Source organism: Pseudolysinimonas sp. (genome assembly GCF_049651805.1).
GTDB lineage: Bacteria > Actinomycetota > Actinomycetes > Actinomycetales > Microbacteriaceae > Pseudolysinimonas_A.
This window is the reverse complement of record NZ_JBASCU010000008.1, coordinates 13,643-38,995: the sequence shown is the minus strand read 5'-3', so window position 1 is coordinate 38,995 and position 25,353 is coordinate 13,643. Positions and strand designations below refer to the sequence as shown.

Genomic DNA, 25,353 nt, shown 5'->3' with positions numbered 1-25,353 from the left:
CCTCACCTGAAGAGCAACTTGACCGCGGCGGTCGTCGCGACCGACGACCCGAGAGCGACGAAGAACCCAGAGCCGACCGCGCTGGCGACGATGCACGCGGGTCGCGGGCGGCTGAGCACCTACATCGAGGACATCGCCAGCGCCTGGAAGACCGCGAGTGTCGGGTCGATCGACGAGAGCGCTCCGGTGCCGACGCTGGCTGTGATGAACTCGATGGAGCCGGCTAACCCTCCCCGGCGCGGCGGCCGACGACCCGGCGCATCGCGACGAAGATCCTGCACTCGACGAGCTCGGGACGGACGGCCGCTACTCCTCGCTCGAGGTTCCCGAGGTCGTCGCGCGGACTCAGCCGCCGAGAAGTCCCAGCTCGCGGGCGCGGGTCACGGCGCCGGTACGGGTCTTCGCGTCGAGCTTCGGGAACGCCGTGAGCAGATGCGTCTTCACGGTCGCTTCGCCGAGGTGCAGGCGCTCGCCGATCTCGCGGTTCGACAACCCTTCTGCCACCAGACGCATCACGTCGAGTTCGCGCGGGGTGAGCGTCACCGCCGGTGCGGGCCTGGCCGCCTGACGCACGAGCACCCGCGACACGCTCGGAGCCAGCGCCACCTCGCCCGCGGCGACCGCATGGATGCCGGCGAGCAGCTCCGCCTCGGGCGCCGCCTTGAGCAGGTAGCCGCTCGCCCCCGCACCGATCGCGCGCAGGATCGCGTCGTCGCTCTCGTACGTGGTGAGGATGATGACCCGCGTCGTCGGCACGGCGGCCAGGATGCGGGCGGTCGCCTCGTCGCCGTCGAGTTCGGGCATGCGCAGGTCCATCAGCACGACGTCGGGTCGATGCGCCTGCGCGAGCGAGACGGCGTCGAGTCCGGTCGCCCCGGTGCCGACGACCGACAGATCGTCGGCCGATTCCACGAGCGCCACGAGTCCCGACCGCACGATCGGGTGGTCGTCGACGATGACGACGCTGATCATGCCGTCGTCTCCCTCGGGATGCGGGCGACGACGGTGGTTCCGCTGGGGCCGCCGTGCAGTTCGAGTGTTCCGCCGACGAGGGCGAGCCGCGCGCGGAGCCCGCTCAACCCGAAACCGTCGGGCACCGCGTCGGGGTCGAGGCCGCGTCCGTCGTCCTCCACCCGCAGCACGGCGGTGTCGGCTTCGTCGACGAGGGTCACGCGTACCGCTGTCGCTCCTGAGTGCTTGCGCACGTTCGCCAGACCCTCCTGCGCGCAGCGCAGCACCACGACTTCAGCGTCACGGTCGAGGGGGGAGGTGAGGGCGACGTCGCACGAGATCGCCACCGAGGTCTCCCGGCGGAATCGGGCGGCGAGGGTGTCGAGAGCCTCGGCTATCCCGCTCGAGAGTTCGACGGGGGCGCTGCCGGCGACCAGGGTGCGGGTTTCCGAGAGGGCCGCCCGAGCGGCATCCTCGACGAGTTCGAGGGTGTCATCGCGCAGCTTCCCGGCGGCATGGTCGCGTCGGGCACGTTGCGCGAGCAGCACCACCCCGGCGAGCGACTGGGCGATCGTGTCGTGCAGTTCGCGGGCGAGACGTTCCCGCTCGTCGGTGACGCCGGCATCCCGATGCAGGGCGGCCAGCTCGTCTTGCGCCGCGGTCAGCTTGTCGAGCAGCCGCGCCCGCTCGTCGCCGTACTCGGCGATGCGCCAGATCCACAGGCCGAGCGCGACGGAGCCGACGAATGAGAAGAGCACCGTGACCGCGGCACTCGTCGCCGCTGCCGGCCCGAGTGCCACGAAGAAGCCGGTGCCGGTGGCCGCGGCGATGAAGGCGTTCGCGACGATCGCCGCCCGGCGGGAGGTCGTCAGCACCCACGCGGAGGGCATCGCCAGCGCCTGGAAGACGGCGAGCGGCGGGTCGACCGAGACGAGCGCCCCGGTGGTGACGACGCTCGTCACGATGAAGGCGATGGCGCCGGGCGACCCGTCGGCCGCCCGGCGCCCGACGACGAGGTAGACCACGACGAAGACCGCGAGGGCGGCCGCGCCGACCCACCAGTGCGCGGTGGTGGGCGCCGCGACGGCGAGCAGCACGGCACATACCGTGACCACCACACCGACCGCGAGCGCCCACCACCGGGAACCCAGCACTGCTGTCACATGCCCCATTCAGGCATCTTTGCGGATCCAGCGGAAGGTGAGGCGGGCGAGCACCAGGCCCACCACCAGCCAGATGGCGCAGACCAGCGCGACACCGGGCAGATCCCACGCGCCGCCGGCCTCGACCGCCTCGAAGGCATCGGGCAGGAACACCGCGCGCATCCCCTGCGCCAACCACTTGAGCGGGAACACGCTCGCGACGTTCTGCAGCCACTCGGGCAGCGACGCGAACGCGAGGTACACGCCCGAGATGAACTGCAGGATCAGCACGATCGGGATGACGACCGCCGTCGCGCTGCGGGCCGAACGCGGGATCGCCGACAGGGCGATGCCGAGCAGGGCGCAGGTCGTGACACCGAGCAGGAAGACCCAGCCGAAGGTGAGCCAGCTGCCCGCATCCGTCGGCAGGTCGACCCCGAACGCGACGACCGCGACGAGGATGAGCACCGCCGACTGCAGCAGCCCGGTGAGCAGCACCTGACCGAGCTTGCCGATGAAGTACGACACCGGCGACAGCGGGGTTCCGCCGAGGCGCTTGAGCGTGCCCTGGCTTCGCTCGATGGCGATGTCGATCGACATGTTCTGCAGGCCCGACAGCAGCACGCCGGCCGCGATCATGCCGGGCAGGTAGAACTCGGCGGCGCTGAGCTCCGCTCCCGGCTCACCGAACGGCACCTCGCCGAACGCGACCGAGAAGATCGTGAGCATCACGACTGGGAAGAGGAAGGTGAAGAACACCGTGTCCCCCTGGCGGAAGTAAGTCCGCACCTCGTAGCCGACGCGCGAGGCGCCGTTCATCACCAGCGCGTTCACGCCGTCACCTCCAGTAGTTCCTTGTCAGCTCCCACGAATGAGAGGTAGACGTCTTCCAGGCTCGGTCGGATGATCTCGAGCCCCTCCGGTTCGCCGAGTGCGGCAAGCCGTGCCACGACGGACCCGGGTGCGTCGGTGCGCTCCTCGCGCGCCACGCCGTTCTCGCGCCAGCGCACGATCGGCACTCGCGCCTCCGCGCCACCGAGTTCGTCGATGCCGCCGATCGCCGCCATCACGCCGTTCGCGATGATGCCGGCCCGGCTCGAGAGCTCGGCCGCCTCATCGAGGTAGTGCGTGGTCAGCAGGATCGTCGTGCCCTCGTCTTGCAGGCGCCGGATGAGGTCCCAGAACGAACGCCGGGCCGCCGGGTCGAACCCGGTGGTCGGCTCGTCGAGGAAGAGCAGCTCGGGGCCGCCGACGATGCCGAGCGCGACATCCACCCGCCGGCGTTGACCGCCGGAGAGCTTGCGGATGCTCGTCTTCGCCTTGTCGGTCAGCCCGACCGCCGCGATCACCTCGTCGACGTCGCGCGGCTTCGGGTAGAAGCCCGCGAAGTGCGCGAGCTGCTCGCGGACCGTCGCGGCAGGAGCCTCATCGGTTCCCTGCAGCACGATGCCGAGCCGAGCCTTCCAGTCGAGGTCGCCGCGCTGCGGGTCGGTGCCGAGCACCTCCGCCGTGCCGCCGGAGCGGTCGCGGTATCCCTCGAGGATCTCGATGGTCGTCGACTTTCCGGCACCGTTCGGGCCGAGCAGAGCGAAGGTCTCGCCGCGCGCGATCTCGAAACTCACGCCGCGCAGCGCCTCCACACCTCCTTGGTAGGTCTTTCGCAGGTCATGGACCCGCACCACTGTTTCTGTCATGCCTCCACACTCGCGCCCGCCCGCATCCGCCACCACGACCGGACGGCGGGAACTGCCTCCACCGATCGGTTGAGATCGCGTCAGCGCACGAGGAGGAGGCTGAGGGCGATCGCGATCATGACGATCGCGATGATCCCGTCGAGGATGCGCCAGGCGAGGGGCTTCGCGAACAGGGGTGCGAGCAGGCGGGCGCCGAATCCGAGGGAGGTGAACCACAGGATGCTGCCGAGCGTCGCGCCGCCGGCGAACCACCAGCGGTCATCGCCGTGCGTGCTGCCGACGGAGCCGAGCAGCAGCACCGTGTCGAGGTAGACGTGCGGGTTGAGCCAGGTGAGCGCGAGGCAGGTGGTGATGGCGACGGCGAGGCCCCTGGTCTCGGATGACCCGTCGGCACGCAGACCGTCGGCGCCCGGCTTCGGGCGGCGGATCGCGCGCACCCCGGCGAGCACGCCGTAGGCGACGAGGAACGCCGCGCCGACCCAGCGGATGATCTCGACGAGCCACGGCAGCGCGGCGAAGAGCGCCCCGCCGCCCGCCACTCCGACGATGATGAGCACCGCATCCGACACCGCGCAGACCAGTACGACGGCGAGCACGTGTTCGCGGCGGAGGCCCTGCCGCAGCACGAAGGCGTTCTGCGCGCCGATCGCGATGATGAGCGACAGGCCGAGCCCGAGGCCGGCGAGTGCGGCGAGAAGCGGAGTGGTCACACGCTGACCGTAGGCCGCGAATCCGCGTCAGTCCACCTCAAGATTCTGTCGAAGCATTAGCGTTGCTGTCGATGAGGTACGACCGGGAACATCTCGAGACCCTCCGCGCCGTCGTCGAGGAGGGAACGCTCGACGCCGCCGCACACCGGCTCAAGGTGACCCCATCGGCCGTCAGCCAGCGGCTCAAGGCGTTTGAACAGCAGGTGGGACGGGTGCTCGTCGTGCGCAGCAAGCCGGCCCGGGCGACCGGACCCGGAGAAGAGCTGGTGCGGATGGCTCGGCAGCTCTCCCTACTGGAGCACGAAACCGACCAGGCGCTGGGCGGCGCCGAGGGAGTGACGACGGTGCCGATCGCTGTGAACGCCGACTCGCTCGCCACGTGGATCCTGCCGGCGCTCGAGCGGGTCGCCCGCGAGCATCCGATCGTCTTCGAGATCTACCGCGACGACCAGGATCACACCGCCGGCTGGCTCGCGAGCGGCACCGTGATGGGCGCCGTCACCTCGCAAGCCGAGCCGGTGCCGGGATGCACGTCGACGCCGCTCGGGAGCATGCGCTACCGGCCGCGAGCGGCGCCGGGCTTCGCCGCCCGCTGGTTCCCTGACGGGCCGGGTGCGGCATCCCTCGCCCTCGCACCGGTCGTCGTCTTCGACGAGAAAGATCAGCTGCAGGCGCGCTACCTGCGGACAGTGACCCGGCGCACCCTCGCCCCACCGCGACACCGGGTGCCGGCTTCCGCAGACTTTGCGCTCGCCGTGCGACTGGGCTTGGGCTGGGGGATGCTGCCCGACGCCCAGGCCGAGGGCACCGTCGAGTTCGACCCCGCGCGGTTCATCGACGTGCCGCTCTACTGGCAGCAGTGGAACCTGCGTTCGCCGCTGCTCGACGCCGTCGCCGCCGAGGTCGTATCGACAGCTCGCGACGGGTTTCGAAGCCGCGGCGAAGCCCGGCGTGCGTCCGCCTGACGGCGGGCGCTCCTCAACCCACGGTTACGAGAAGAGCTTCTGAAGCCGGCTGACGCCCTCGCGGATGTCGTCGTCGCCGAGCGCGTACGAGAAACGCAGGTAGCCGCTCGGGCCGAACGCCTCACCCGGCACGGCGGCGACCTCGGCCTGCTCGAGAACGAGGTCGGCGAGTTCGAGCGATGACGTCGGAGTCACCCCGCCCCATTCGCGGTTCAGCAGACCCGTGACATCCGGGTAGACGTAGAACGCGCCTTCCGGGGTCGGGCAGACCATCCCGGGGATGGCGTTGAGGCCCTCGACGATGAGCTTGCGCCGACGGTCGAACGCCTGGCGCATCTGCTCGACGCTCTCCTGCGACCCGGTGAGTGCGGCCAGGGCCGCCCGCTGCGAGATGTTCGACACGTTGCTGGACAGATGCGACTGGAGGTTCGCCGCTCCGGTGATCGCGTCGGCGGGTCCGACCATCCAGCCCAGGCGCCATCCGGTCATCGCGTAGGTCTTCGCGACGCCGTTGACCAGGAGCGTGCGGTCGGCCAGTGCAGGCGTCGCGTCGACGATCGAGGTGGCCTTTACATTGTCGTACGTCAGGTTCTGGTAGATCTCGTCGCTGATCACCCAGAGCCCGTGCTCTTCGGCCCACGCTCCGATCGCCGCGACCTGCTCGGGCGAGTACACGGCTCCGGTCGGGTTGGACGGCGACACAAAGAGCAGCACCTTCGACCGTGGGGTGCGGGCGGCCTCGAGCTGGGCGACCGTGACCAGATAGCCCTGGTCGGCGCCGGCGAAGACATCCACCTGAACCCCGCCCGCGAGCTTGATCGCCTCGGGGTAGGTCGTCCAGTACGGCGTGGGGACGAGTACCTCGTCACCCGGGTCGAGCAACGTGGCGAACGCTTGGTAAACCGCCTGCTTGCCGCCGTTGGTCACGACGACCTGAGACGGCGAGACGTCCAGACCGGAGTCACGCAAGGTCTTCGCGGCGATCGCTTCACGCAGCTCGGGCAGGCCCGCAGCCGGGGTGTACCTGTGGTTCTTCGGATCGCGCGCCGCCTCAACGGCCGCCTCGACGATGTGCTCGGGGGTCGGGAAGTCCGGTTCACCGGCGGCGAAACTGACGACCGGGCGGCCCGCGGCCTTGAGCGCTTTGGCTTTGGCGTCGACCTTGAGTGTCGCGGATTCGGCGATGGATCCGATGCGCGTCGAGATGCGTCCCACGAGGCTCCAGCCTAAGCCCGCTCAGAGCCGCGATCATCCCGCTCCGCGACGAGATCAGCGGCAGTCGCACCACCTTCGCGGCGGCACTGTCTGCGCGCACCCACACCCTGAACACGTCGGTCGGGCCCATCGCGACCGAAAAGGAGACACGTACCGCTGGGGGCGCCGGCGTCTCCGCGTTTCGAGGCGATTCAGTGCGCACCTGGGTCGGGACCGGAATGCGGAGCCGGAGTCGTCACCGTTGGGGGGCCGACGACTCCGGCTTCGCTGGGGCTACCGGGTTACCCGATCGAGGTCAGTACCGAGTGGTTGCGTCGGTAGCTTTCCCGCACCAGATAGGCACCCGCTGCCAGCAGTGCGAGGATGACGGCGATCAGCGTGGCGATCCCGATTCCGGTGTACGCCAGGCTTCCCGCGCCCGGCCCGCCGCCGCTTCCGGGAGGCGTCACGGTTTCACCGCCCGGGTCACAGCCGTCGGGGTCGGTGCACTCGGGGTCGACGATGGTCGTCACGTTCGGTCCGACGATCGCCTGCGCCAGGTTCAGCGTCGCGAGGTCGTCGCCGAGCACCGACACCCGAATGGCGGTCTCGGTGAACTGGCCACCGCTCAGCTCCTGCACGTTGGCCGTGATCGAGAGCACGTCGCGCAGCGCGTCACCCACCGATCCGACCCCGGTGCCGAGCAACCCCTGCGTTGCCGGGTGCACGAGGCCGGTCTCGAGAGCATCCACGAGACCTTGCACCGCCCCGTCCCCGTCGAACAGGCCATCGACGAGCGAATCGCCGAGTTCGTCGATCAGGAGCGAGAGGTCGACGTTGGTGCCGACCCCGAGAATCTCGACCGCGGCGACCGCGCGAGCGGCGACACCGTTGATCAGTTCGTCGACCGTCGCTTCGATGTCGAGCACGACGCTCGTGGTGAGCGGCGCGACCGGCGTCGAGGTGGTGCTGCAGACCGTGTCTTGCACCGTCTGGTTGACGAAACCGGTGATCCGCTGGATCACCCCGTCGACCAGAACGAAGTCGCCGACCTCGTCGGCCACTCCGTCGGTCAGGCTGCCCAGGAGCCCGGTGTTGAGCAGCGTGCCGACGTCGCCGAGCAGCCCGTTGGTGAGCAGCTCGAGGCTGGTGGCGTCGCGCAGCACGGGAGTGGTCAGCACGCGGTCGACGAGTTCGCACACCTCGCGAACGATCGGCGACTGCGCGATGTTCGTCGACAGGTCGGCGTGGATGTCGACCGTCGCGTCGTGGAGCGCGTCCTCGACCTTGTCGACGACCTGATCGGCGATGGTCGCGACCGTCATCGTGATCCCCTCGAGGATCTGGTTGACGACGGCATCCGTCAGCAGCTCGGTTCCGGGCTCCAGGTTGTTGAGGTCTCCGCCGAGCAACACCTCGAGGTCGATGTGCACCTCGCCGGATTCCAGGTCGAACGAGACTGCCCCGTTGCCGTACTCGTCTTCGAGGATCGCGTGCACGATCTCCTTGAGGTTGCCGGTGTTGATCGTGGCCGTGACGTTGGCGTTTCCGCCGAGCAGGTTGAGCACCGGGTCGAGGTCGACGAGCAGTCCGTTGACGTCGCTGATCAGCGCTCCGTTGCCGCCGATGAGCTCGCCCAGGGCGTCGGCCACCTCATCGAGTGCCGAGTCGACCTTCGGGGTGAGATTCGCGATCGCCGGGCTCGAGAAGGTGAGCACCGCATCCGCGATCTGGTAGTCCCCCGACGCGACGTCGAGGTCGGCTTCGGCCCGGGCTGCGATCGCGCCGAGCTCGAGCTTCAGGTCGGCAAGGGTCGAGGCGAACTCGTTCCCGAGCAGCGCCTGTAGGTCGAGCGTCGCGTTCGCGGGCGGGGTGTTCTGGTGGTCCCCGACGCCGATCGCGCCGTCATCGGCGATTGCGCCGCTCGCGCCGAGCGACGAACCGTCGTTGTTCGCCTGTGCGTACTGGGCGACCGGGCCGATCTGCAGGACACCGCCGAGGTCGATCTGCGGCGACTCGGTTTGCTGAACGACGACGGCGTCTTCGAGAACAGCTGCGTCGAGGGGGTCCTTTGCGGTCTGCGTCGACTGAGAGCCGTTGTTCGACGCTTCGGCCGCGCCAAGCGAGACGATCTGGTCCAGGTCGATCCCGATGAGGTTTCCGGTGAGGAACTGCCCCTTCGCGTACGACGCGGGCCGCTCCTCTGCCGAGGCGGCGAGTGGGGCGGCGAGGCTGAAGGCCCCGCCGAGGGCGAGTGCGATGATGGTCGCGACGATGCGCGTTGCCGTCCGGTGATTGTTCCGAGCTGTCGATCCCCCTGGAGGAGTCGCCACGCGCCGGTCTGCAGTGGTGAACACGTCTCTTGCCTTCCTGGTCCGATACGGACGAGGAGGCTGTGGTCAGGATGCGCCTGAAGCGTAGCTACGGCCCCAAAGGGCCGTCCGGGTAGAGCTTCGGCTGTGCGCGTTCGACGACTTCCTACTATTTCAATTCGTGGAAACCTGATCACAGTCTCGTACGCCTGTATGCAGTTGTGGTGATGCTGGTGTGTTGCGACGGAACTGGTTGGGTCCCGCTACCAGAAGAGACCGTCGACCCCGGGGCCTATGACGCGGATTCCTCGGCTCATTTGAGATGACGTACACTGAGGCGGTTGGCTGAAAACGCCAAGCTTCGTCGTGCCCGCCGTTCGCCAACGCGGATGTGGGCACGAACCGAGGGCGGTGGCTCAATTGGTAGAGCAGCGGTCTCCAAAACCGCAGGTTGCAGGTTCGAGTCCTGTCCGCCCTGCGCAGCGCTAGCTACTGGCAGCGTTAGCGAAACAGAGTCCCGCCGAACTGGCTGGGATCGACGAAAGGTTGGATGTCGTGGCACGCAACGTGGTCGACGAGCCGAGTGAGGACCTCGTCGCGAACGCCAAGCGGGATCGCGCCGAGCGGCGCAACCCGTTCGCGCGCATCGCCCTGTTCATCCGGCAGGTGCTCACCGAACTCTCGAAGGTGGTGCGCCCGACGCGGCGCGAACTGCTCAGCTACACGGGAGTGGTGATCGTGTTCGTCGTCATCATGATGGCGATCATCTACGGACTCGACTTCGTGTTCGCCACCGTGGTGGCATGGGTGTTCGGTAACGGCGCCCTCTTCGGCTGAGCCCGAACCGCTTGTGACCCTGCGGCATCCGCAGCTATAGAAGGAATCTGAAACGTGTCTGAAGAAGAGCGCCGCGACATCGACCTCGCGACGGCTGCCGAGCAGTCCTCCGAGGAAGACGAGGCCCAGGAGGGCAACGTTCTCGCGCAGGAAGAGCACTCCGTCGACCCCGCCGAGCACGCCGCGATCCACGTGGTCGATGACGAAGAAGACGAACAGTCGGTCGAGGCCGGCCTCGAGCAGATGCTCGACGCCCTCGACGCCGCGAACGACCCCGAGGCCGACGCGATCGTCGACGACGCCCTCGACATCGACTCCGTCGAGGAGGCCGACGCCGCCCTGGCCGCAGCGAGCGACGAAGAGATCGTCGAGGCCGAAGAAGAGGCCGCAGTCGACCCGTACGAGGAGTTCCGCGCCGAACTGCGTGGCAAGCCGGGCAAGTGGTACGTCATCCACTCGTACGCCGGCTTCGAGAAGCGTGTGAAGCAGAACATCGAGAGCCGCAAGATCTCGATGGCGATGGAAGATCACGTGTTCGAGGTTCAGGTTCCGATGGAAGACGTCGTCGAGATCAAGAACGGCCAGCGCAAGCTGGTCACCCGCGTGCGCATCCCCGGCTACGTGCTCGTGCGCATGGACCTCAACGAAGATTCCTGGTCGGTCGTGCGACACACCCCCGGGGTCACCGGCTTCGTGGGCAACTCGCACAACCCGACGCCGCTGCGCTTCGAGGAGGCCTTCAACATGCTGAAGAGCCTGGTGCAGGTCGTCGAGGCCCCGTCGAAGGGTGCCGCAGGCGCGAAGGGCGGCGGCAAGGGCCAGGCCGCTCGGGTCATCCCCGCCGAGATCGACTTCGAGGTCGGCGAGACCATCACGATCAAGGAGGGTTCGTTCGCGGGTCTTCCCGGCACGATCAGCGAGATCAAGCCCGAGAGCGGCAAGCTCACAGTGCTCGTCTCGCTCTTCGAGCGCGAGACTCCCGTCGAGCTCTCGTTCGACCAGGTCACCAAGTTGTAGCCACCCACCTCGTTGGTTGAGTAGCCCGCGAAGCGGGCGTGTCGAAACCACTCCTCACGGGCTACACTTGCCCGTTGGCTGGTTTCGACACGCGCCTACGGCGCTACTCAACCAGCGGAACTGAAATCCCCACCGCTGCCAGGAACGGCCTGGTTCGCGGGAGCGCGTCCGAAGTGACGCACGACAAGAAAGAAGCACATGGCACCGAAGAAGAAGGTGACCGGGCTGATCAAACTCCAGATCAACGCCGGCGCCGCCAACCCCGCCCCGCCGATCGGCCCCGCGCTCGGTCAGCACGGCGTGAACATCATGGAGTTCTGCAAGGCGTACAACGAGGCGACCGAGTCGCAGCGCGGCAACGTCATCCCGGTCGAGATCACGGTCTACGAAGACCGCTCGTTCACCTTCATCCTGAAGACCCCGCCGGCCGCGGAGCTCATCAAGAAGGCCGCCGGCGTGCAGAAGGGTTCGGGAACCCCGCACACGGTCAAGGTCGCGAAGCTCAGCCGTGACCAGGTTCGCTCGATTGCCGAGCAGAAGCAGTCCGACCTCAACGCGAACGACATCGAGGCGGCCATGAAGATCATCGCGGGCACCGCCCGTTCGATGGGGATCACGGTGGAGGCGTAATCATGGGTAAGAACTCCAAGGCCTACCGCGCCGCCGTAGCCAAGATCGAAGAGGGCAAGTTCTACGGCCCCACCGAAGCAGTCGCCGTCGTTCGAGAAACCGGTTCGGCGAAGTTCAACTCGACCGTCGAGGTCGCGCTCAAGCTCGGGGTCGACCCGCGCAAGGCCGACCAGATGGTGCGTGGCACCGTCAACCTGCCGCACGGCACCGGCAAGACCGCCCGTGTCATCGTGTTCGCGACCGGTCCGGCCGCCGAGGCCGCGATCGCCGCCGGTGCCGACGAGGTCGGTGGCGCCGAGCTGATCGAGAAGGTCGCCGGCGGGTACACGTCGTTCGACTCGGCCGTGTCGACTCCTGAGCTCATGGGCCAGGTCGGTCGACTCGGTAAGGTGCTCGGCCCGCGTGGCCTCATGCCGAACCCGAAGACCGGCACCGTGACCCCCAACCCCGCGAAGGCGGTCGAGGAGATCAAGGGCGGCAAGATCGAGTTCCGCGTCGACAAGCACGCCAACGTGCACTTCGTGATCGGCAAGGCTGGGTTCAGCAGCGACCAGCTCGGCGAGAACCTCCAGGCTGCGCTCGACGAGATCAACCGGGCGAAGCCGGGTTCGTCGAAGGGCCGCTACATCATGAAGGGATCGGTGTCGACGACGTTCGGCCCCGGTGTCCCGCTCGACGTCAGCGTGCTCTAAGCCTGAACGAGACGTTCCGCATCAGACGGGCGGGCGACGCGGATGCCGCGTTGCTCGCCCGTCTTGCTGCGCTCACCTTTCCGCTCGCCTGCCCGCCGCACACGACCGACGAGGCGAAGGCGGCGCACATCGCCCGGCATCTGGGTGAGGGCTCGTTCGCGCGCTATCTTGCCGACCCGACCCGGGCGCTGCTCGTCGCGGAGAGCGACACCGGCCTTCTCGGTTACACGATGCTCGTCGAGGGAGAACCCGACGACCCGGATGTCGCGGCGGCGGTGACCACGCGGCCGACGGTCGAACTCAGCAAGGTCTACGTGCATCCCGACCACCACGGCGCGGGGATCGCGGCGGCCCTCGTCGCGGCAACGCTCGAGGAGGCGGCCGCGCGGGGTGCCGCGAGCGTGTGGCTCGGCGTCAACCAGGAGAACGCTCGCGCCAACCGCTTCTACGACAAGAGCGGGTTCGCCCTCGTCGGCACGAAGCGGTTCGAAGTCGGCGACCGGTACGAAGACGACTTCGTGCGCGAGCGAGTCCTCGACGCGGGGTGACGCCTCAGGCGCCGGCCACCGCGAGTCCGAGCGCCTCGGCGACCGCGGCGTGCGCCACCTGGCCGTCCCGAGTGTTCAGGCCGCGCGCGAGCGCCGGATCGGCCGCTGCCGCGGCATCCCAGCCCAGGTCGGCGACCGCCGAGATGTACGGGAGCGTGGCATTGGTGAGTGCCCGTGTCGACGTCTCGGGGACCGCGCCGGGCATGTTCGCGACGCAGTAGTAGCGCGTGTTGTGCACGGCGAACGTCGGGTCGTCGTGGGTCGTCGGCCGGGAGTGCTCGAAGCATCCGCCCTGGTCGATCGCGATGTCGACGAGCACGGCGCCGTCGCGCATGCCGCGCACCATGTCGTCGGTGACGAGCTTCGGTGCCGCCGCGCCGGGCACCAGCACCGAGCCGATCACGAGGTCGGCCTCGGCGACGAGCTCGGCGATGTCGAAGCGCGTCGAGGCGCGGGTCTCGATGCGTCCCGAGAACTGGGCCTCGAGTTGGCGCAGTCGCGGGATCGAGCGGTCGACGACCGTGACGCGGGCTCCGAGGCCGAGCGCGTTCGACGCGGCATGCTCGCCGGCGACGCCGCCGCCGATGACGACGACCCGAGCCGGCGGAGTGCCGGGAACACCGCCGAGCAGCACGCCGCGGCCACCCGAGCCGGCGAGAAGGGTGTGGGCACCCACGACGATCGAGAGCCGACCGGCCACCTCGCTCATCGGCGCCAGCAGCGGCAGCGACCGGTCGGGCAGCTGCACCGTCTCGTAGGCGATTCCCGTGGTGCCCGCCGCGAGCAGGGCGTCGGTCAACGGCCGGTCGGCGGCGAGGTGCAGGTAGGTGAAGAGCAGCAGGTCGTCGCGCAGGTGGGGGTATTCGGCGGCAATCGGTTCCTTGACCTTCACGAGCAGGTCGGCACCGGCCCAGACCTCCGCGGCGTCGTCGACGAGGGTGGCGCCGGCAGCACGGTACGCCTCGTCGGAGATGCGCGAGCCGAGGCCCGCACCGCTCTGCACGTGGACGTCGTGACCCTGGCGGGTCAGGGCATCGACGCCGGCGGGCGTGAGTGCGACGCGACCTTCGTTGTTCTTGATCTCTGTGGGCACACCGATGCGCATGGGTCTCTCCGCCTGCTGGGTCGTCGTTGAAAGCGTGCCTACGCTCGCAGAAAGCGCGGCAACATGTCTATAGAGCCGCAGAAACTGCGCCCAAGAGGGAACCTGCCGTAGAATCTACGGATGACTGACACCCGCGCCGGGGTGACGCCGAAGACTCTTCCGGCCCCCCTCGACCCGACGGATCGCGCGATCTTGGAGGTGCTGGCGCTCACCGGCCGTATCTCGAACGCGCAACTCGCGGACGAGGTCGGTATGGCCCCCTCGACGGTCCACCAGCGGTTGCGCTCTCTCGTTGACCGCGGCGTGATCACGGGCTTCCACGCGAGCGTCGACCAGCGCAGCCTCGGCCTCGGGCTGCAGGCGATGATCGGCGTCACCCTGCGCCCGGGCGCGCGGCAGGAGAACATCGAGGCGTTCGCCGACAGGGTGCGTGCGCTGCCCCAAGTGCTTCAGCTGTTCTTCCTCGGCGGCGTCGACGACTTCATGGTGCACGTCGCAGTCGCCGACTCCTCCGGACTGAGGCAGTTCGTCGTCGACCATCTGTCGGCGCAGCCGTCGGTCGCCTCGACGCGCACGAGCATCATCTTCGACTACCACCGCAACGCGGTGGCCGCGTCGTTCCGCTGAGCCCGCGGCGGCTGAGGGTCAGCCGAGGGGGATCCCGCCGAGCACCCGGTCGAGCGCATCCACGAAGTAGTCGACGCTCTCGCGAGTGATGACGAGCGGCGGCTTGATCTTGAGCACGTTGTGGTGGTCGCCGGTCGGTTGCACGATGCAGCCCTCCTCGAGCAGCGCCTCGCACACGGCGTACGCTTCCGCGGTCGCGGGCTCGAGCGTCTCGGGTGACCGCACCAGCTCGACGCCGAGGTACAGCCCCAGCCCGTGCACCGCGCCGATGAGCGGATGTCGGCGGCCGAGGTCTTCCAGCCGGGACTTGAGATGCCCGCCCACGTCGCGGGCGTTGTCGACGAGCGCCTCGTCACGCATGATGTCGAGCACGGTGCTGCCGATCACGCAGCTCACCGGACTGCCCCCGGCAGACGAGAACATCGACCCCTCGACCGCGAACGCCTCGGCGATCGCGCGGGTGGTGAGCACTGCCCCGAGCGGCTGCCCGTTGCCCATCGCCTTGGCGATCGTGATGACGTCGGGCACCGCATCCTGCTGCTCGTGCCCCCAGAAGTACGAGCCGAGGCGGCCGTAACCGACCTGCACCTCGTCGGCGATGCACAGGCCGCCGCGTTCCCGCACCATCCCGTAGGCACCCGCCAGGTAGCCGTCGGGCAGCATGACGCCCCCGGCGTTGCCGTAGACGGGTTCGGCGATGAATCCGGCGATCGACAGCCCCTCGGCATCCCAGCGGGCGAAGTCGGCGTCGAGGTCGGCGAGGTACCGCGGCCCCGCGTCGGGCCCCCGGTGCGTTCCGCGGTAGGTGTTCGGCGCATTCACGAGTCGCACCCACGAGGGGCGGGTCTCGAGCGCCCGCGGGTTGTCGCCGATCGACGACGACACGGCATCCGACCCCACCGTCCAGCCGTGGTACGCCTCGCGCATCGCGACGATCGTGTCGTGTCCCGTCGTCACGGTCGCGAGCCGCAGCGCGAGGTCGACGGCCTCGCTGCCGCTGTTGACGAGAAAGACGGCGTCGAGGGATGCCGGGGCGAGCTCGCTGAGCCGCCGGCTGAACTCCGCGACGGCGGAGTAGTGAAATCTCGAGTTGGTGTTGTGCAGCGCCCACTGCCGGCTCGCCGCCGCGACGATCCGCGGGTGCGCATGCCCGGCGGTCGCGACGTTGTTCACCATGTCGACGTAGGTCTGCGCCTGCGTGTCGACGAAGTGCTCGCGCCAGCCGCGCTCGATGAGCGGTGGTTCGGCGAAGTAGTGCTCTTGCACCGTCGCGAAGTGGGCGTCGCGTGTCGCGAGCACCTCGGCGGGTTCCGGCTCCCCGAGTCGGGAGGTGAGGCCCAGGAGAGGCGCCGGGTCTGGGCTCACCAGCTTTCCCACTTCGGCGAGAGCCGGCGGCACGAAGAACGGCAGTCGGCCGCCGCGCGCGCGCGAGATCTGCACCGATAGCCGGGCCGGATGTGGCGCGAGCGTTCCCAGCGGAGTGCCGGCCGCGACCGCGCCACTCGAACCGTTGTGCAACCCGTCGATCCAGAGGTCGTAGCCGGCCGTCTCCAACACGGTCGAATCGCCGACGCGACGCAGGGTTCCGTCGGCGGGAGCTGTGACGGCGAGCGCGTCCGCAGACGAGAGCTGGATGCCGAGCGGCACCGTGGACGTGTGTCGCCGGGAGCGCACGACGGCTCGGGTCAGCCGCGGCTCGCCCCAGGCGGTCACGCTCAGCTGGTGGGCGGCAGCGAGTCGCCGCTCGGCATCCGGCTCAAGCCAGACGCCGCCGTCGAGGTCGCGGGAGGTGGTCGAAAGGTCGAGCACGACGGCCGACGAGGCGTCGGCGAGCAGCGCCACGGGGGCGCCGAGCTCGAGGGGGTCGGTTCGCCCGCCAACCCGCCAGTGGATGAGTGCAGTCATCGCGTTGACATCCAGATCGGCAGCGACGGCGAACGACCGCCACTCCTGCAGACGGTTCTGCGCGGCGTACCGGTTGTCGGCCTCCAGGGCCACCTGGTGTTCGCCACTCGCGACCAGGGTCGCCGCGCGCAGCTGGATGAGCGGCCAGAGCGCATCGAGTTCGGCGTCGGCCAGGGGCAGGACGTCGTGGAAAGCCGCGATCGCCTCGAGGATCACGAGCGGGTCGCGCGGGTTGTGGTGCAGCACAGCGGCACAGGTCACGGCGAGCTCCGCGACGAGCCAGCTCTCCGCGACGTCGCCGAAGTCGATGACGCCCCACTCGCCGTCGCTAGCGCCGACCACGATGTTGTCGTCGGTGAGGTCGCCGTGGATCGCCTGGGTGCGCAGGTCGGCGCGCAGCGGATCGAGCGCACGCGCCGCCGCCTCGGCGACAGTGGTGACGCGCCGACGACGCTCGGCATCCGGTATCGCACCGGCGAGAAGCCGCACCGTCAAGGCGGCGTCGCGCAGGTTCCACTGGGTGCGCTGGGCGAGTCCCGGATGCCGAAGCGGGGCCAGCGCGAGGGCGACGCGAGCCGAGAGTGCTCCGAGGCGCCGTGCGTCGGCGGTGACGAAGGCGCCGGCGCCGCTGAGCGGCTCGCCCTCGACGTACTCGAGCATGCGCACCCGAAGCGGCCCGCCGGGCGAGTCGACGGCGAGCACGGTCTGCCCGTCGAGTGCGGGCAGGCACTGTGGGGCGCGGATGCCCGCTGCCGCGACGGCCGCCGCGGCGAGGTTCTGGGCTTCAAGCTCGGCTCGGCCGAACGCGGCGTTTGAGAACTTGAGGAGTACGCGGCGATCCGAGGCGGCGACGTGGAAGTTGCGGTCCTGGTTGCTGCCGAGTTCGGCGACATCCCCGGTGACCCCGTAGTGCCCGTCGGCGACGCGAAGGGCCGCCGCTGCGTCGACCTCGGGCCGAGCGAGGGCTGGCCGGGCAAAGAAGTCAAAGATCGTCACTCCTATAACCCTACGGATGACGAATCATTAGCACAAGACCCCCCTCGCTAACCGTCGATAAGTGTTCTACAGTTCTCACGATGGATACCGACCTCGACGACATCGACCGAGAACTCATCGTCGCCCTGCAGCTCGACGGCCGGCTCACCTACGCCGAACTGGGCGAGCGCGTCGCCCTCTCCGCCGGAGGCGCCCGGCTGCGCGTGCTGCGACTTGAGGAGCGCGGCATCCTCCAGGTCGTCGGCGTGACCGACCCGTTGCGACTCGGCTACGAACGCATGGCGATGCTCGGCGTCACGGTGCAGGGCGACGCGCGCGCCGTCGCCGACCAGATCGGCAAACTCGACGGGGTCATCTACCTGGTGCTCGGTTCCGGGCCATTCGATCTGCTCGTCGAGGTGCTTGCCGAGACCCCCGATGCCCTCTTCGCGATCGTGAACGACCAGGTGCGCGCCGTGTCCGGGGTCGTCAGCGTGCAGACGTTCGACTACCACGCCATCCATACCCACCGGTTCATCTGGGGGCCGCGCTGAGCAGCCCCGGCGTTCCGGGGAAGATCCTCAGCCGTCGGCGACCTTGAGCACCAATTTGCCGCGCGTGTGCCCCGACTCGATCGCGATGTGAGCATCCGCGGCGTCTTCCAGATCGAAGACGTGGTCGACGTAGACCTTCACGGCGCCCGATTCCAGCAAGCGAGACACGACCGCCAGCGTCGAGCCGTCGGGGGTGACGCGGTAGCCGGTCGCCCGCACTCCTGCGGCGGCGGCGTCGGCGACCATCGTGGGCCATGACCCGGTCGGGCCGTTGACGATGAGGCCGCCGGAGCGCGTCACCCGCAGCGAGCGGGTGCCGGTGTCGTCGGAGACGTTGCCGATGAGATCGATCACCGTGTCGACCGGGTCGAGCACCTCGTCGAACCGCTCTGCGGTGTAGTCGAGCACCTCGGCCGCACCCAGCTCGCGCAACCACGACGTGTTGCGGGCCGACCCGGTCGCGATGACGTGCGCGCCGAAGTAGGCGCCGAACTGCACCGCGAAGTGCCCGACTCCGCCGGCGCCGGCATGGATGAGCATCCGCTGCCCCTCGTGGGCCTTGGCGGTCTCGACCACCATGCCCCACGCGGTGAGCGCCGCGAGCGGCACCCCGGCGGCTTCGACGTGCGACAGCGTCGACGGCTTCTTCACCACCGAGAGGGCGTTCACGGTGAGGTACTCGGCGTACGCCCCCGACATGCGCGGCACCATTCCCATGCCGTACACCTCGGTGCCCGGTTGCAACGGGTGCGCCTCGTAGGGCGCCTCCTCGACGATGCCGCTGAAGTCGTTGCCGAGCACGACGGGAAACGCGGTGATTCCGGGGAACGCACCCGTGCCGGCGCGGGTCTTCGCATCGATGGGGTTCACCCCTGCGGCGACGACGCGCACGAGCAGTTCGGCGTTGACCCGCACGGGGCGGTCGACATCGGTGAGCGCGAGCACCTCGGGGCCACCGGCCCGCGTCATCGCCATGGCCCGCATCGTCGCCATCATCCTCATCCCGTCGTCCGTACCCAAGCTAACGGCGTGCATGAGTCGCCGGTGTTACGCGGCTGTCTCCGCCTCGTGAAACTTGAGGGCTCCGTTAGCATTTCTTCGAGGCATACCGCCTCGGAGAGTCGGGGTACACGTGCGGGTCGGGTTCATCGTGTTCCGCCTGGCGGGCGCAGCAGCCATCACGGCGGCGATCGTCGGACAGTACATCCACTCGCTGAACTTCCGGGCTCTGCACGGCATCGAAGAGAACGGCGTTCCCGCGGTCAATTTCTTCAGCTTCTTCACCGTCGAGTCGAACATCCTCGCCATCGCGGTGTTCCTGGTCGGCGCGATCCTGCTGATTCGATCGGCCGACCCCGACCCGCTGTGGTTCGGAGTGGGACGCGCGGCCGTCACCGCCTACCTGGCGACCACCGGGATCGTCTACAACACTCTGTTGCGCGGTGTCCAAGTCAGTGAGGGCGCGACGCTCGGCTGGTCGAACGAGATCGTGCACGTCATCGGGCCCATCCTGATCGTCATCGACTGGCTGTTCGCCCCCGGCCGCCGCCCACTCGAGTGGAAGCACATCTGGATCGTCATCATCTTCCCGATCGTCTGGGCGGTCTACACGATGATCCGCGGGCCATTCGTCGACGACCCCACGCAAGCCGCGCTCAACCCCGACTACGCCGGCGGCTGGTACCCGTACCCGTTCCTCAACCCCGTGACCTCAGCTCAGGGCTACGTCTCGGTCGCGTTCTACGTGGCGCTGATCGCCGCGGTGATCGGCCTGGTGGGGGCCGCTGTGATCTGGGCGTCGCGGCGCAGCGACCGCTGGCCGCTGCCGGTACCGAAGGGCTGACCCGCAGGATGCTCGACCGCGTCATCGCCGGTATCGGCACGCTGTGCGTGCTGGCCTCGCTCGCCATCATCTGGATGCTGCGCGTCGACGTGCCGCGTGAGGTCTACGTGAGCGAACTCGGCGCCGACGGCGAACCGACGGCTGCGGCGTTCGAGCAGGCGCTGCTGCTGCTCGTCGCGGGGGGCCTCGCGATCGCCGGGGCCGGCCGCCGCATCCGCTCGCGCGCCTCCGTGCTGCGGTGGTGGAGGCCGTCGGTGAGCCTCGCGATCGCGAGCTTGCTGTTTCTGGTCGCATCGCAGGTTCCGTGCACGAGCGGCTGCCCGGTACCGCGGTTCGGGCCCGACCTCTCGTGGCAGGATCTCGGGCACGTCAGCGCCGCAGCCCTGGCGTTCGCCTTCGCGGCCTGGGCGATGCTGCAGTGCGCGTTCGCGGTCGGGCACGCCGTCATCCGCCGGTTCTCGTTCGTCGCGGCCATATCGGTCGCGGTGATCGCCGCGACGGGCGGTCTCATGTCGGTCTTCGACTTCTACGCCTGGTTCGGCAGCCGGCTCGAGTTCGTCGCGACGACGCTCGGAATCGCCTGGGTCGCTGTCTACGGGGTGGCGCTGACGTTCGAGAAGCGGTCAGCGTTCGCGACGCATGGCGCGCAACAGGTCGTCGGCGAGAATGATGAGACGGCCGATCTCGGCGTCGTCGCGGTCGACCCAGCGGCACTCGGGCTCGCTCGAGACGGGGACGAATTCCTCGTGCCGTTCCCAGACGACGAGCGTTCGCTCCGCGCCTAACACGTATTGCTGCCACCAGACCTGACGCAGGTAGTTGCGCGGGATGCCGCGCCACGAGTGGGAGGTCGTCTTGATCTCGCACAGCTCGACGCGATCGTCGATCTCGCGGAGCCCGTCGGGCGTGGCGAGGTGATCGCGGTTGCCGTCGGCGTGGAAGAGGGCGCTCGACGACCGCATCCCGTACACGCTGCCCGCCCAGCGGCCGATCGCCGGCTCACGAAGGCGACCGTGCTCGGTATAGGCGTTGCCGCCGAAGCGCGAGCCGAGCAACTTCTCCAGGGCAAGGGTCTTCACGGCGCGCTCGCTGGTCAGCCGAGCGACATCCGTCGCGGTGACGCCGCGGGCGCGGGCCTTGAGCCAGCCGATCCGATCGGTCTGATCGGCGACGATGCGGTCGCGGTGGGATGCCGGCGGCTCGTCCCAGAGGGGGAGGGTGGGCTGCGCGATCGTCACCCGTCCAGTCTGCGGGACGGCGCAGACATCCGCCGCCGGGACGCGCCAAGGCGATTCCGGGTACGCCCCAAGGGTCGTCATAGGCGATTCATAGGAAGCCGGACAGACTGGGGAACGTGGCCCTCCCGACTCCTGCATCCGCGCTCACCCGCACCGACGGAACCGCCGTCCGCGCCCTCGTCGTCGATGACGAGGCATCCCTCGGGGAACTGCTGCGCATGGCCCTGCGCTACGAGGGCTGGGAGGTGCAGACCGCCGCCAACGGCCAGGATGCGATCGCCCTGGCCCGTACCTTCTCCCCGGACGTCATCGTGCTCGACATCATGCTGCCCGACGTCGACGGGTTGCAGGTGCTGCGCCGCCTGCGGGAGGCGGGCAGCGAGGCTGCCGTGCTCTTTCTCACTGCGAAGGATGCCGTCGACGACCGGGTGGCCGGACTCACCGCAGGGGGTGACGACTACGTGACGAAACCCTTCTCGCTCGACGAGGTCGTCGCGCGGCTGCGCGGGCTGCTGCGACGCAGCGCGCGGATCGTGTCGGCGGCGATCGACCCCGAGATCCGGGTGGGCGACCTCGTGCTCAATGAAGAGACCTACGAGGTCGAACGCGGCGGCGAGCCGATCGCGCTCACCGCGACCGAGTTCGAGCTGCTGCGCTACCTCATGCGCAATCCGCGCCGGGTGCTCAGCAAGGCGCAGATCCTCGACCGGGTGTGGAGCTACGACTTCGGGGGGCGGTCGAGCATCGTCGAGATCTACATCTCCTACCTCCGCAAGAAGATCGACGCTCGTCGCGCCGCGATGATCCACACCGTGCGCGGTGTCGGCTACACGATCAAGGCACCCTCTCCCGAATCGGCCACGTGATGGCAGCCGCGCGCCGCTCGTGGTCGTTGCGACGCCGTCTCGTCGTCGGGATCGTCGCGCTGCTCGCCGTGGTCAGCGTCGTCGTCGGGGTGTCGAGCGTCGTCGCGCTGCGGCACACCCTGTTGGTGCGGCTCGACGATCAGGTGCTGGATGCCGCCCGTCGCGCCGCCGGGCCCACCGCGGGCGGACCGCAGGTCGATCAGCCGGGCAACCGCATCGGAACTCTCGTGGTGCGAGTGCGCGACGGCGTGGTGGTCCGCTCCGAATACGTGACCGAGGCCGGCGCGACGATCGCCCTTGAGCCGGCCCAGGTCGACCGGCTGCTCGCTCTGGATCTGAGCGAGCGGCCGGTCACGGTCGACCTCGGTGACCTTGGGGAGTTCCGGGTCGCCGCGCGACAGACACCGCCCGCCGACCGCGACCTGAATATCGCCGGGCTGCCGACGGCGGAGGTCACCGCGACCACGACGAACCTCGCGCTCATCTTCGCGTTCGTGACGCTCGCGGCGCTCGCCGTCGCCGCGCTCGCGGGCGCACAGATCGTGCGCGTCGCCCTTCGACCTCTGGGGCGGGTCACAGCCACGGCGCGCAGCGTGGCCGAGCTGCCGCTGGCACGGGGTCAGGTCGCGCTCGCCGACCGGGTGCCCGATACCGACCCGCGCACCGAGGTCGGGCAGGTCGGCGCCGCCTTCAACCTCATGCTCGAGCACGTGGAATCGGCCCTGCACGCACGGCAACAGAGCGAAGAGAAGGTTCGGCGGTTCGTCGCCGACGCCAGCCACGAACTGCGCACGCCGCTCGCATCGATTCGCGGCTACTCCGAACTCACGCGTCGCGGCGGTCACGAGCTACCCGACGACATCGTCTTCGCCCTGGCCAGAATCGAATCGGAGTCGGTGCGCATGACCTCGCTCGTCGAGGAGCTGCTGTTGCTCGCGCGTCTCGACGCGGGACACGATCTGGTGGCCGACGCCGTCGATCTTGTTCCCCTGCTGGCCGACACGGTTGCCGACGCCCACGCCGCCTCGGCCGAACACCTGTGGCGCGTCGAGACGGGCGACGGGCCGGTGGTCGTGGCCGGCGACGCGAATCGACTCCATCAGGTACTCAGCAACCTGCTCGCCAACGCTCGCGTGCACACCCCCGCGGGCACCACGGTCACCGCAAGCGTCACGACCGACCGGGGCGAGGCGGTGGTGACCGTCGCCGACGACGGCCCCGGCATCCCGGCGGAACTCCAACCGTCCCTCTTCGAACGATTCACGCGCGGCGACACTTCCCGCGCCCGAACGACCGGCAGCACGGGTCTCGGACTCGCGATCGTGTCGGCGGTCGTGGCCGCCCACCACGGGTCGGTGGCGGTCGAGAGCCATCCCGGTGACACCCGGTTCGTCGTGCGCCTCCCGCTCGCGACCCCGGAACAGTGAGAACATGGGAGCCCGCCCCTTTCGAAGAAGGCCGCATCCGGATGACCCGATCCCGCAGCGTGCTCGCGATTGCTTTCGCCGCCGTGCTCCTCGGCGCGCCCGCGGGGTCGGCGCATGCCGCGCCCACGGCGCCCGCCGAGGGCTCGGTGCCGTCGGAGGTCGCCGCCTACGTCGCCGACGGGACGCTGGTCGCCCAGCTGAACGACGTCTATGGGGTGAACGCCGAAGGTGACGGGATCGACTTCGACGAGACGACCAAGCCTGGAGTGATCGAACGCGTTCATGTCTGGAGCGCCGAGCAACGCGCGGGCGAAGAGACGGAGAATCCGCTCGACATCGTCAACGAGTGGATCGTGCCGATTGCGATCGCCGACGCGCCTGTGGGCCTGGCGACCATCTGGATCAACCCGGCGAACAGCCGTCCCGAATTGGCCGTCTTCGAGGCCGACGCCGACCTCGCGACCGCGCTCTCTGCGGTCCCCGACGGCTCGTCGCTGGTGCACGACGTGCCGAGCGCCGCCTGGCTCGCTCTCGCCGCGGACGGCACCCTGACGCCGCTGGTTCCCGGGTCGACCGGGCTCAGCACCCCGGTGCCTCTCGACGACGTGGCGATCCTGCCGGCAGCATCCGGCGCGACCCCGCCGAACGGCGACCCGGGCACGGGAGTGGGCTTGGCGATCGGCGTTCTGCTGTTCCTTCTCGCCGTCATCGTGGCCGTGCTCGTGCTGCCGGGCGTGCGCACGAAGAAGAAGAAGACGGATGCCGACGTCGAGCCGGAGGCTGCCGCGCAGCCTGTGGCAGAGATCGAGGCGGCACCGGTCGCCGAGCCGGAACCAGCGCCGGAAGCAGCGCTCGCGCCGACGCCGAAGAAGCGGGCCGCGCCGAAGAAGAAGGCGCCGCCGCCGGAGGACTGATCGCCGGCTTGCCGTTGCGGCATCCGTCGCGTATCCTTCACGAGGCCGTAGACCGCCGGTTCTCCCCTCGGGGAGACGAAGATCTCGCAAGAGATGCCTGCGCAGGTGTGTGAAGTGACAGCCCTTTCTGGGCCCGAAGCTCCGTGCGTCTGCGCCGGGGCTTTTTTCGTGCGGTTCTGTGAAAGCAGAGCGCGGCCGTCAATCACACACAAAAGAACGGAACGCCATGGCGAACAAGGAAGCCACTGTCGCCGAGCTCGCGGAGAATTTCCGCAGCTCGAACGCGATCGTGCTCACCGAGTACCGCGGGCTCACGGTCGCACAGCTCAAGGAGCTGCGCGCGAACCTCCGTGAACACGCGAGCTATGCCGTGGTGAAGAACACGCTGACCAAGATCGCGGCGAACGAGGCTGGCATCAGCTCGTTCGACGACCAGCTCGCTGGTCCGTCCGCGATCGCGTTCGTGCACGGCGACACCGTCGCGGTCGCGAAGGCACTGCGTGACTTCTCCAAGGCGAACCCTCTGCTGGTCGTCAAGGGGGGCTACTTCGATGGCGCCCCGCTGACGTCGGCCGAGGTGGGCAAGCTCGCCGATCTCGAAAGCCGGGAGGTGCTGCTGGCGAAGCTGGCGGGCGCCATGAAGGCCTCGCTGTTCGGAGCCGCCTACATGTTCAACGCACCGCTCGCGAAGGCCGTTCGCACGGTCGACGCGCTGCGTGCCAAGCAGGAAACCAACTAAGGAGTATCAACATGGCAAAGCTCACCACCGACGACCTTCTCGAGGCGTTCAAGGACCTGACGCTGATCGAGCTCAGCGAGTTCGTCAAGAAGTTCGAGGAGACCTTCGAGGTCACCGCTGCCGCCCCCGTCGCCGCCGCTGCCGCTCCGGCCGCCGGTGGAGCCGGTGGAGCCGCCGAAGCCGAAGAGGAGAAGGACTCGTTCGATGTCGTTCTCGAGTCGGCCGGTGCCGGCAAGATCGCCGTCATCAAGGAGGTGCGCACCCTCACCAGCCTCGGGCTGGGCGAGGCGAAGGCCCTCGTCGATGGCGCTCCGAGCAACGTGCTCGAGGGTGTCAACAAGGATGCCGCCGAGAAGGCCAAGGCCGCTCTCGAAGGCGCCGGCGCTACGGTGACCCTCAAGTAGTTCGAAGAACCGCTGCGTTCGAAAGAACCACTGCGTCATCGCTTCAACGAGAAAGGCGCTGCTC

25 protein-coding genes, 1 tRNA gene and 1 pseudogene are annotated in these 25,353 nt (G+C 69.0%); 16 read left to right on the top strand and 11 right to left on the bottom strand.

Features of this window, described 5'->3' with window-relative positions; genetic code table 11:
* Window positions 1–345: 345 nt before the first annotated feature.
* From WBL06_RS01215 to WBL06_RS01195, 5 genes are all read right to left on the bottom strand, one after another.
* Window positions 346–972, bottom strand: a complete 627-nt coding sequence (locus WBL06_RS01215; RefSeq protein WP_424454147.1) for a response regulator — start codon at window positions 970–972, stop codon at window positions 346–348.
* Window positions 969–2,123, bottom strand: a complete 1,155-nt coding sequence (locus WBL06_RS01210; RefSeq protein ID WP_424454146.1) for a sensor histidine kinase — start codon at window positions 2,121–2,123, stop codon at window positions 969–971. The genes WBL06_RS01215 and WBL06_RS01210 overlap by 4 nt, the downstream gene beginning before the upstream one ends.
* Entirely contained in the window at window positions 2,124–2,912 is a 789-nt protein-coding gene (locus WBL06_RS01205; RefSeq protein WP_424454210.1) for an ABC transporter permease, read from the bottom strand. It lies immediately after the preceding gene.
* 11 nt (window positions 2,913–2,923) lie between these two features.
* Window positions 2,924–3,787 (bottom strand): ABC transporter ATP-binding protein, encoded by an 864-nt coding sequence (locus WBL06_RS01200; RefSeq protein ID WP_424454145.1) that lies wholly within the window; start codon window positions 3,785–3,787, stop codon window positions 2,924–2,926.
* Between the two features lie 80 nt (window positions 3,788–3,867).
* Entirely contained in the window at window positions 3,868–4,497 is a 630-nt protein-coding gene (locus WBL06_RS01195; protein WP_424454144.1) for a LysE/ArgO family amino acid transporter, read from the bottom strand.
* A gap of 71 nt (window positions 4,498–4,568) precedes the next feature.
* On the opposite strand from WBL06_RS01195, the gene WBL06_RS01190 reads away from it, so the two are divergent.
* Window positions 4,569–5,462: a LysR family transcriptional regulator ArgP gene (locus tag WBL06_RS01190; protein ID WP_424454143.1), complete on the top strand. Its 894-nt coding sequence runs from the start codon at window positions 4,569–4,571 to the stop codon at window positions 5,460–5,462.
* A gap of 24 nt (window positions 5,463–5,486) precedes the next feature.
* On the opposite strand, the gene WBL06_RS01185 is transcribed toward WBL06_RS01190, so the two are convergent.
* Together WBL06_RS01185 and WBL06_RS01180 are read right to left on the bottom strand one after the other, a co-directional pair.
* Window positions 5,487–6,677 (bottom strand): pyridoxal phosphate-dependent aminotransferase, encoded by a 1,191-nt coding sequence (locus tag WBL06_RS01185; RefSeq protein WP_424454142.1) that lies wholly within the window; start codon window positions 6,675–6,677, stop codon window positions 5,487–5,489.
* Window positions 6,678–6,958: 281 nt separating this feature from the next.
* Window positions 6,959–9,013, bottom strand: a complete 2,055-nt coding sequence (locus tag WBL06_RS01180) for a choice-of-anchor G family protein (protein WP_424454141.1) — start codon at window positions 9,011–9,013, stop codon at window positions 6,959–6,961.
* A 360-nt stretch (window positions 9,014–9,373) separates the two neighbouring features.
* Here WBL06_RS01180 and WBL06_RS01175 point away from each other — a divergent pair.
* From WBL06_RS01175 to WBL06_RS01150, 6 genes are all read left to right on the top strand, one after another.
* A tRNA-Trp gene (locus WBL06_RS01175) sits at window positions 9,374–9,446 on the top strand.
* A 77-nt stretch (window positions 9,447–9,523) separates the two neighbouring features.
* A complete protein-coding gene (secE, locus tag WBL06_RS01170) occupies window positions 9,524–9,805 on the top strand; it encodes a preprotein translocase subunit SecE (RefSeq protein WP_424454140.1) in 282 nt (93 codons plus the stop codon).
* Window positions 9,806–9,859: 54 nt separating this feature from the next.
* Window positions 9,860–10,822, top strand: a complete 963-nt coding sequence (gene nusG / locus WBL06_RS01165) for a transcription termination/antitermination protein NusG (protein ID WP_424454139.1) — start codon at window positions 9,860–9,862, stop codon at window positions 10,820–10,822.
* Window positions 10,823–11,020: 198 nt separating this feature from the next.
* The gene (gene rplK / locus WBL06_RS01160; RefSeq protein WP_424454138.1) at window positions 11,021–11,452 is read left to right on the top strand and encodes a 50S ribosomal protein L11; all 432 of its coding nucleotides are present in this window, start codon (window positions 11,021–11,023) and stop codon (window positions 11,450–11,452) included.
* A 2-nt stretch (window positions 11,453–11,454) separates the two neighbouring features.
* Window positions 11,455–12,144: a 50S ribosomal protein L1 gene (gene rplA, locus WBL06_RS01155; RefSeq protein WP_424454137.1), complete on the top strand. Its 690-nt coding sequence runs from the start codon at window positions 11,455–11,457 to the stop codon at window positions 12,142–12,144.
* Between the two features lie 2 nt (window positions 12,145–12,146).
* On the top strand, window positions 12,147–12,692 hold the full coding sequence (locus tag WBL06_RS01150) for a GNAT family N-acetyltransferase (protein WP_424454209.1): 546 nt from the start codon (window positions 12,147–12,149) through the stop codon (window positions 12,690–12,692).
* A 4-nt stretch (window positions 12,693–12,696) separates the two neighbouring features.
* On the opposite strand, the gene ald is transcribed toward WBL06_RS01150, so the two are convergent.
* On the bottom strand, window positions 12,697–13,797 hold the full coding sequence (gene ald / locus WBL06_RS01145) for an alanine dehydrogenase (protein WP_424454136.1): 1,101 nt from the start codon (window positions 13,795–13,797) through the stop codon (window positions 12,697–12,699).
* Between the two features lie 120 nt (window positions 13,798–13,917).
* Here ald and WBL06_RS01140 point away from each other — a divergent pair, with 120 nt between their 5' ends.
* The gene (locus tag WBL06_RS01140; RefSeq protein WP_424454135.1) at window positions 13,918–14,424 is read left to right on the top strand and encodes an Lrp/AsnC family transcriptional regulator; all 507 of its coding nucleotides are present in this window, start codon (window positions 13,918–13,920) and stop codon (window positions 14,422–14,424) included.
* Between the two features lie 18 nt (window positions 14,425–14,442).
* Here the strand turns inward: WBL06_RS01140 and WBL06_RS01135 are convergent, their stop codons facing one another.
* Window positions 14,443–17,325 carry an aminotransferase gene (locus WBL06_RS01135; RefSeq protein ID WP_424454134.1) on the bottom strand — a complete coding sequence of 961 codons (2,883 nt, stop codon included), beginning with the start codon at window positions 17,323–17,325 and terminating at the stop codon, window positions 14,443–14,445.
* Between the two features lie 80 nt (window positions 17,326–17,405).
* On the opposite strand from WBL06_RS01135, the gene WBL06_RS01130 reads away from it, so the two are divergent.
* Window positions 17,406–17,858, top strand: coding sequence for an Lrp/AsnC family transcriptional regulator (locus tag WBL06_RS01130; protein WP_424454133.1), 453 nt, complete (start codon window positions 17,406–17,408; stop codon window positions 17,856–17,858).
* Window positions 17,859–17,885: 27 nt separating this feature from the next.
* Here the strand turns inward: WBL06_RS01130 and WBL06_RS01125 are convergent, their stop codons facing one another.
* The gene (locus WBL06_RS01125) at window positions 17,886–18,854 is read right to left on the bottom strand and encodes an NADP-dependent oxidoreductase (protein WP_424454208.1); all 969 of its coding nucleotides are present in this window, start codon (window positions 18,852–18,854) and stop codon (window positions 17,886–17,888) included.
* Window positions 18,855–18,990: 136 nt separating this feature from the next.
* Between WBL06_RS01125 and WBL06_RS01120 the strand changes: the two genes are divergently transcribed.
* A complete protein-coding gene (locus tag WBL06_RS01120; RefSeq protein WP_424454132.1) occupies window positions 18,991–19,701 on the top strand; it encodes a Pr6Pr family membrane protein in 711 nt (236 codons plus the stop codon).
* 8 nt (window positions 19,702–19,709) lie between these two features.
* A pseudogene (locus tag WBL06_RS01115) lies at window positions 19,710–20,291 on the top strand (DUF998 domain-containing protein); the annotation flags it as partial.
* Window positions 20,292–20,324: 33 nt separating this feature from the next.
* Here the strand turns inward: WBL06_RS01115 and WBL06_RS01110 are convergent.
* On the bottom strand, window positions 20,325–20,939 hold the full coding sequence (locus WBL06_RS01110; protein ID WP_424454131.1) for a YqaJ viral recombinase family protein: 615 nt from the start codon (window positions 20,937–20,939) through the stop codon (window positions 20,325–20,327).
* A 116-nt stretch (window positions 20,940–21,055) separates the two neighbouring features.
* Here WBL06_RS01110 and WBL06_RS01105 point away from each other — a divergent pair, with 116 nt between their 5' ends.
* The 5 genes from WBL06_RS01105 (at window position 21,056) to rplL (ending at window position 25,289) form a co-directional block, all read left to right on the top strand.
* Window positions 21,056–21,805 (top strand): response regulator transcription factor, encoded by a 750-nt coding sequence (locus tag WBL06_RS01105; RefSeq protein WP_424454130.1) that lies wholly within the window; start codon window positions 21,056–21,058, stop codon window positions 21,803–21,805.
* The gene (locus WBL06_RS01100) at window positions 21,805–23,232 is read left to right on the top strand and encodes a sensor histidine kinase (RefSeq protein ID WP_424454129.1); all 1,428 of its coding nucleotides are present in this window, start codon (window positions 21,805–21,807) and stop codon (window positions 23,230–23,232) included. Before WBL06_RS01105 ends, WBL06_RS01100 begins: the two co-directional genes overlap by 1 nt.
* 41 nt (window positions 23,233–23,273) lie before the next feature.
* Window positions 23,274–24,146 (top strand): hypothetical protein, encoded by an 873-nt coding sequence (locus tag WBL06_RS01095; RefSeq protein WP_424454128.1) that lies wholly within the window; start codon window positions 23,274–23,276, stop codon window positions 24,144–24,146.
* A 226-nt stretch (window positions 24,147–24,372) separates the two neighbouring features.
* Window positions 24,373–24,885 carry a 50S ribosomal protein L10 gene (rplJ, locus tag WBL06_RS01090; RefSeq protein WP_424454127.1) on the top strand — a complete coding sequence of 171 codons (513 nt, stop codon included), beginning with the start codon at window positions 24,373–24,375 and terminating at the stop codon, window positions 24,883–24,885.
* Between the two features lie 11 nt (window positions 24,886–24,896).
* Complete coding sequence (gene rplL / locus WBL06_RS01085; protein WP_424454126.1) at window positions 24,897–25,289, top strand: 50S ribosomal protein L7/L12; 393 nt, start codon at window positions 24,897–24,899, stop codon at window positions 25,287–25,289.
* Window positions 25,290–25,353: the final 64 nt, after the last annotated feature.

Excerpts from the sequence above, each read along its gene's own strand:
- WBL06_RS01215 (WP_424454147.1), bottom strand. The coding sequence starts at position 972 with ATGATCAGCGTCGTCATCGTCGACGACCACCCGATCGTGCGGTCGGGA.
- WBL06_RS01210 (WP_424454146.1), bottom strand. The coding sequence starts at position 2,123 with ATGGGGCATGTGACAGCAGTGCTGGGTTCCCGGTGGTGGGCGCTCGCG.
- WBL06_RS01205 (WP_424454210.1), bottom strand. The coding sequence starts at position 2,912 with ATGAACGGCGCCTCGCGCGTCGGCTACGAGGTGCGGACTTACTTCCGC.
- WBL06_RS01200 (WP_424454145.1), bottom strand. The coding sequence starts at position 3,787 with ATGACAGAAACAGTGGTGCGGGTCCATGACCTGCGAAAGACCTACCAA.
- WBL06_RS01190 (WP_424454143.1), top strand. The coding sequence starts at position 4,569 with ATGAGGTACGACCGGGAACATCTCGAGACCCTCCGCGCCGTCGTCGAG.
- rplK (WP_424454138.1), top strand. The coding sequence starts at position 11,021 with ATGGCACCGAAGAAGAAGGTGACCGGGCTGATCAAACTCCAGATCAAC.
- rplA (WP_424454137.1), top strand. The coding sequence starts at position 11,455 with ATGGGTAAGAACTCCAAGGCCTACCGCGCCGCCGTAGCCAAGATCGAA.
- ald (WP_424454136.1), bottom strand. The coding sequence starts at position 13,797 with ATGCGCATCGGTGTGCCCACAGAGATCAAGAACAACGAAGGTCGCGTC.
- WBL06_RS01140 (WP_424454135.1), top strand. The coding sequence starts at position 13,918 with ATGACTGACACCCGCGCCGGGGTGACGCCGAAGACTCTTCCGGCCCCC.
- WBL06_RS01130 (WP_424454133.1), top strand. The coding sequence starts at position 17,406 with ATGGATACCGACCTCGACGACATCGACCGAGAACTCATCGTCGCCCTG.
- WBL06_RS01125 (WP_424454208.1), bottom strand. The coding sequence starts at position 18,854 with ATGATGGCGACGATGCGGGCCATGGCGATGACGCGGGCCGGTGGCCCC.
- WBL06_RS01100 (WP_424454129.1), top strand. The coding sequence starts at position 21,805 with ATGGCAGCCGCGCGCCGCTCGTGGTCGTTGCGACGCCGTCTCGTCGTC.
- WBL06_RS01095 (WP_424454128.1), top strand. The coding sequence starts at position 23,274 with ATGACCCGATCCCGCAGCGTGCTCGCGATTGCTTTCGCCGCCGTGCTC.
- rplJ (WP_424454127.1), top strand. The coding sequence starts at position 24,373 with ATGGCGAACAAGGAAGCCACTGTCGCCGAGCTCGCGGAGAATTTCCGC.
- rplL (WP_424454126.1), top strand. The coding sequence starts at position 24,897 with ATGGCAAAGCTCACCACCGACGACCTTCTCGAGGCGTTCAAGGACCTG.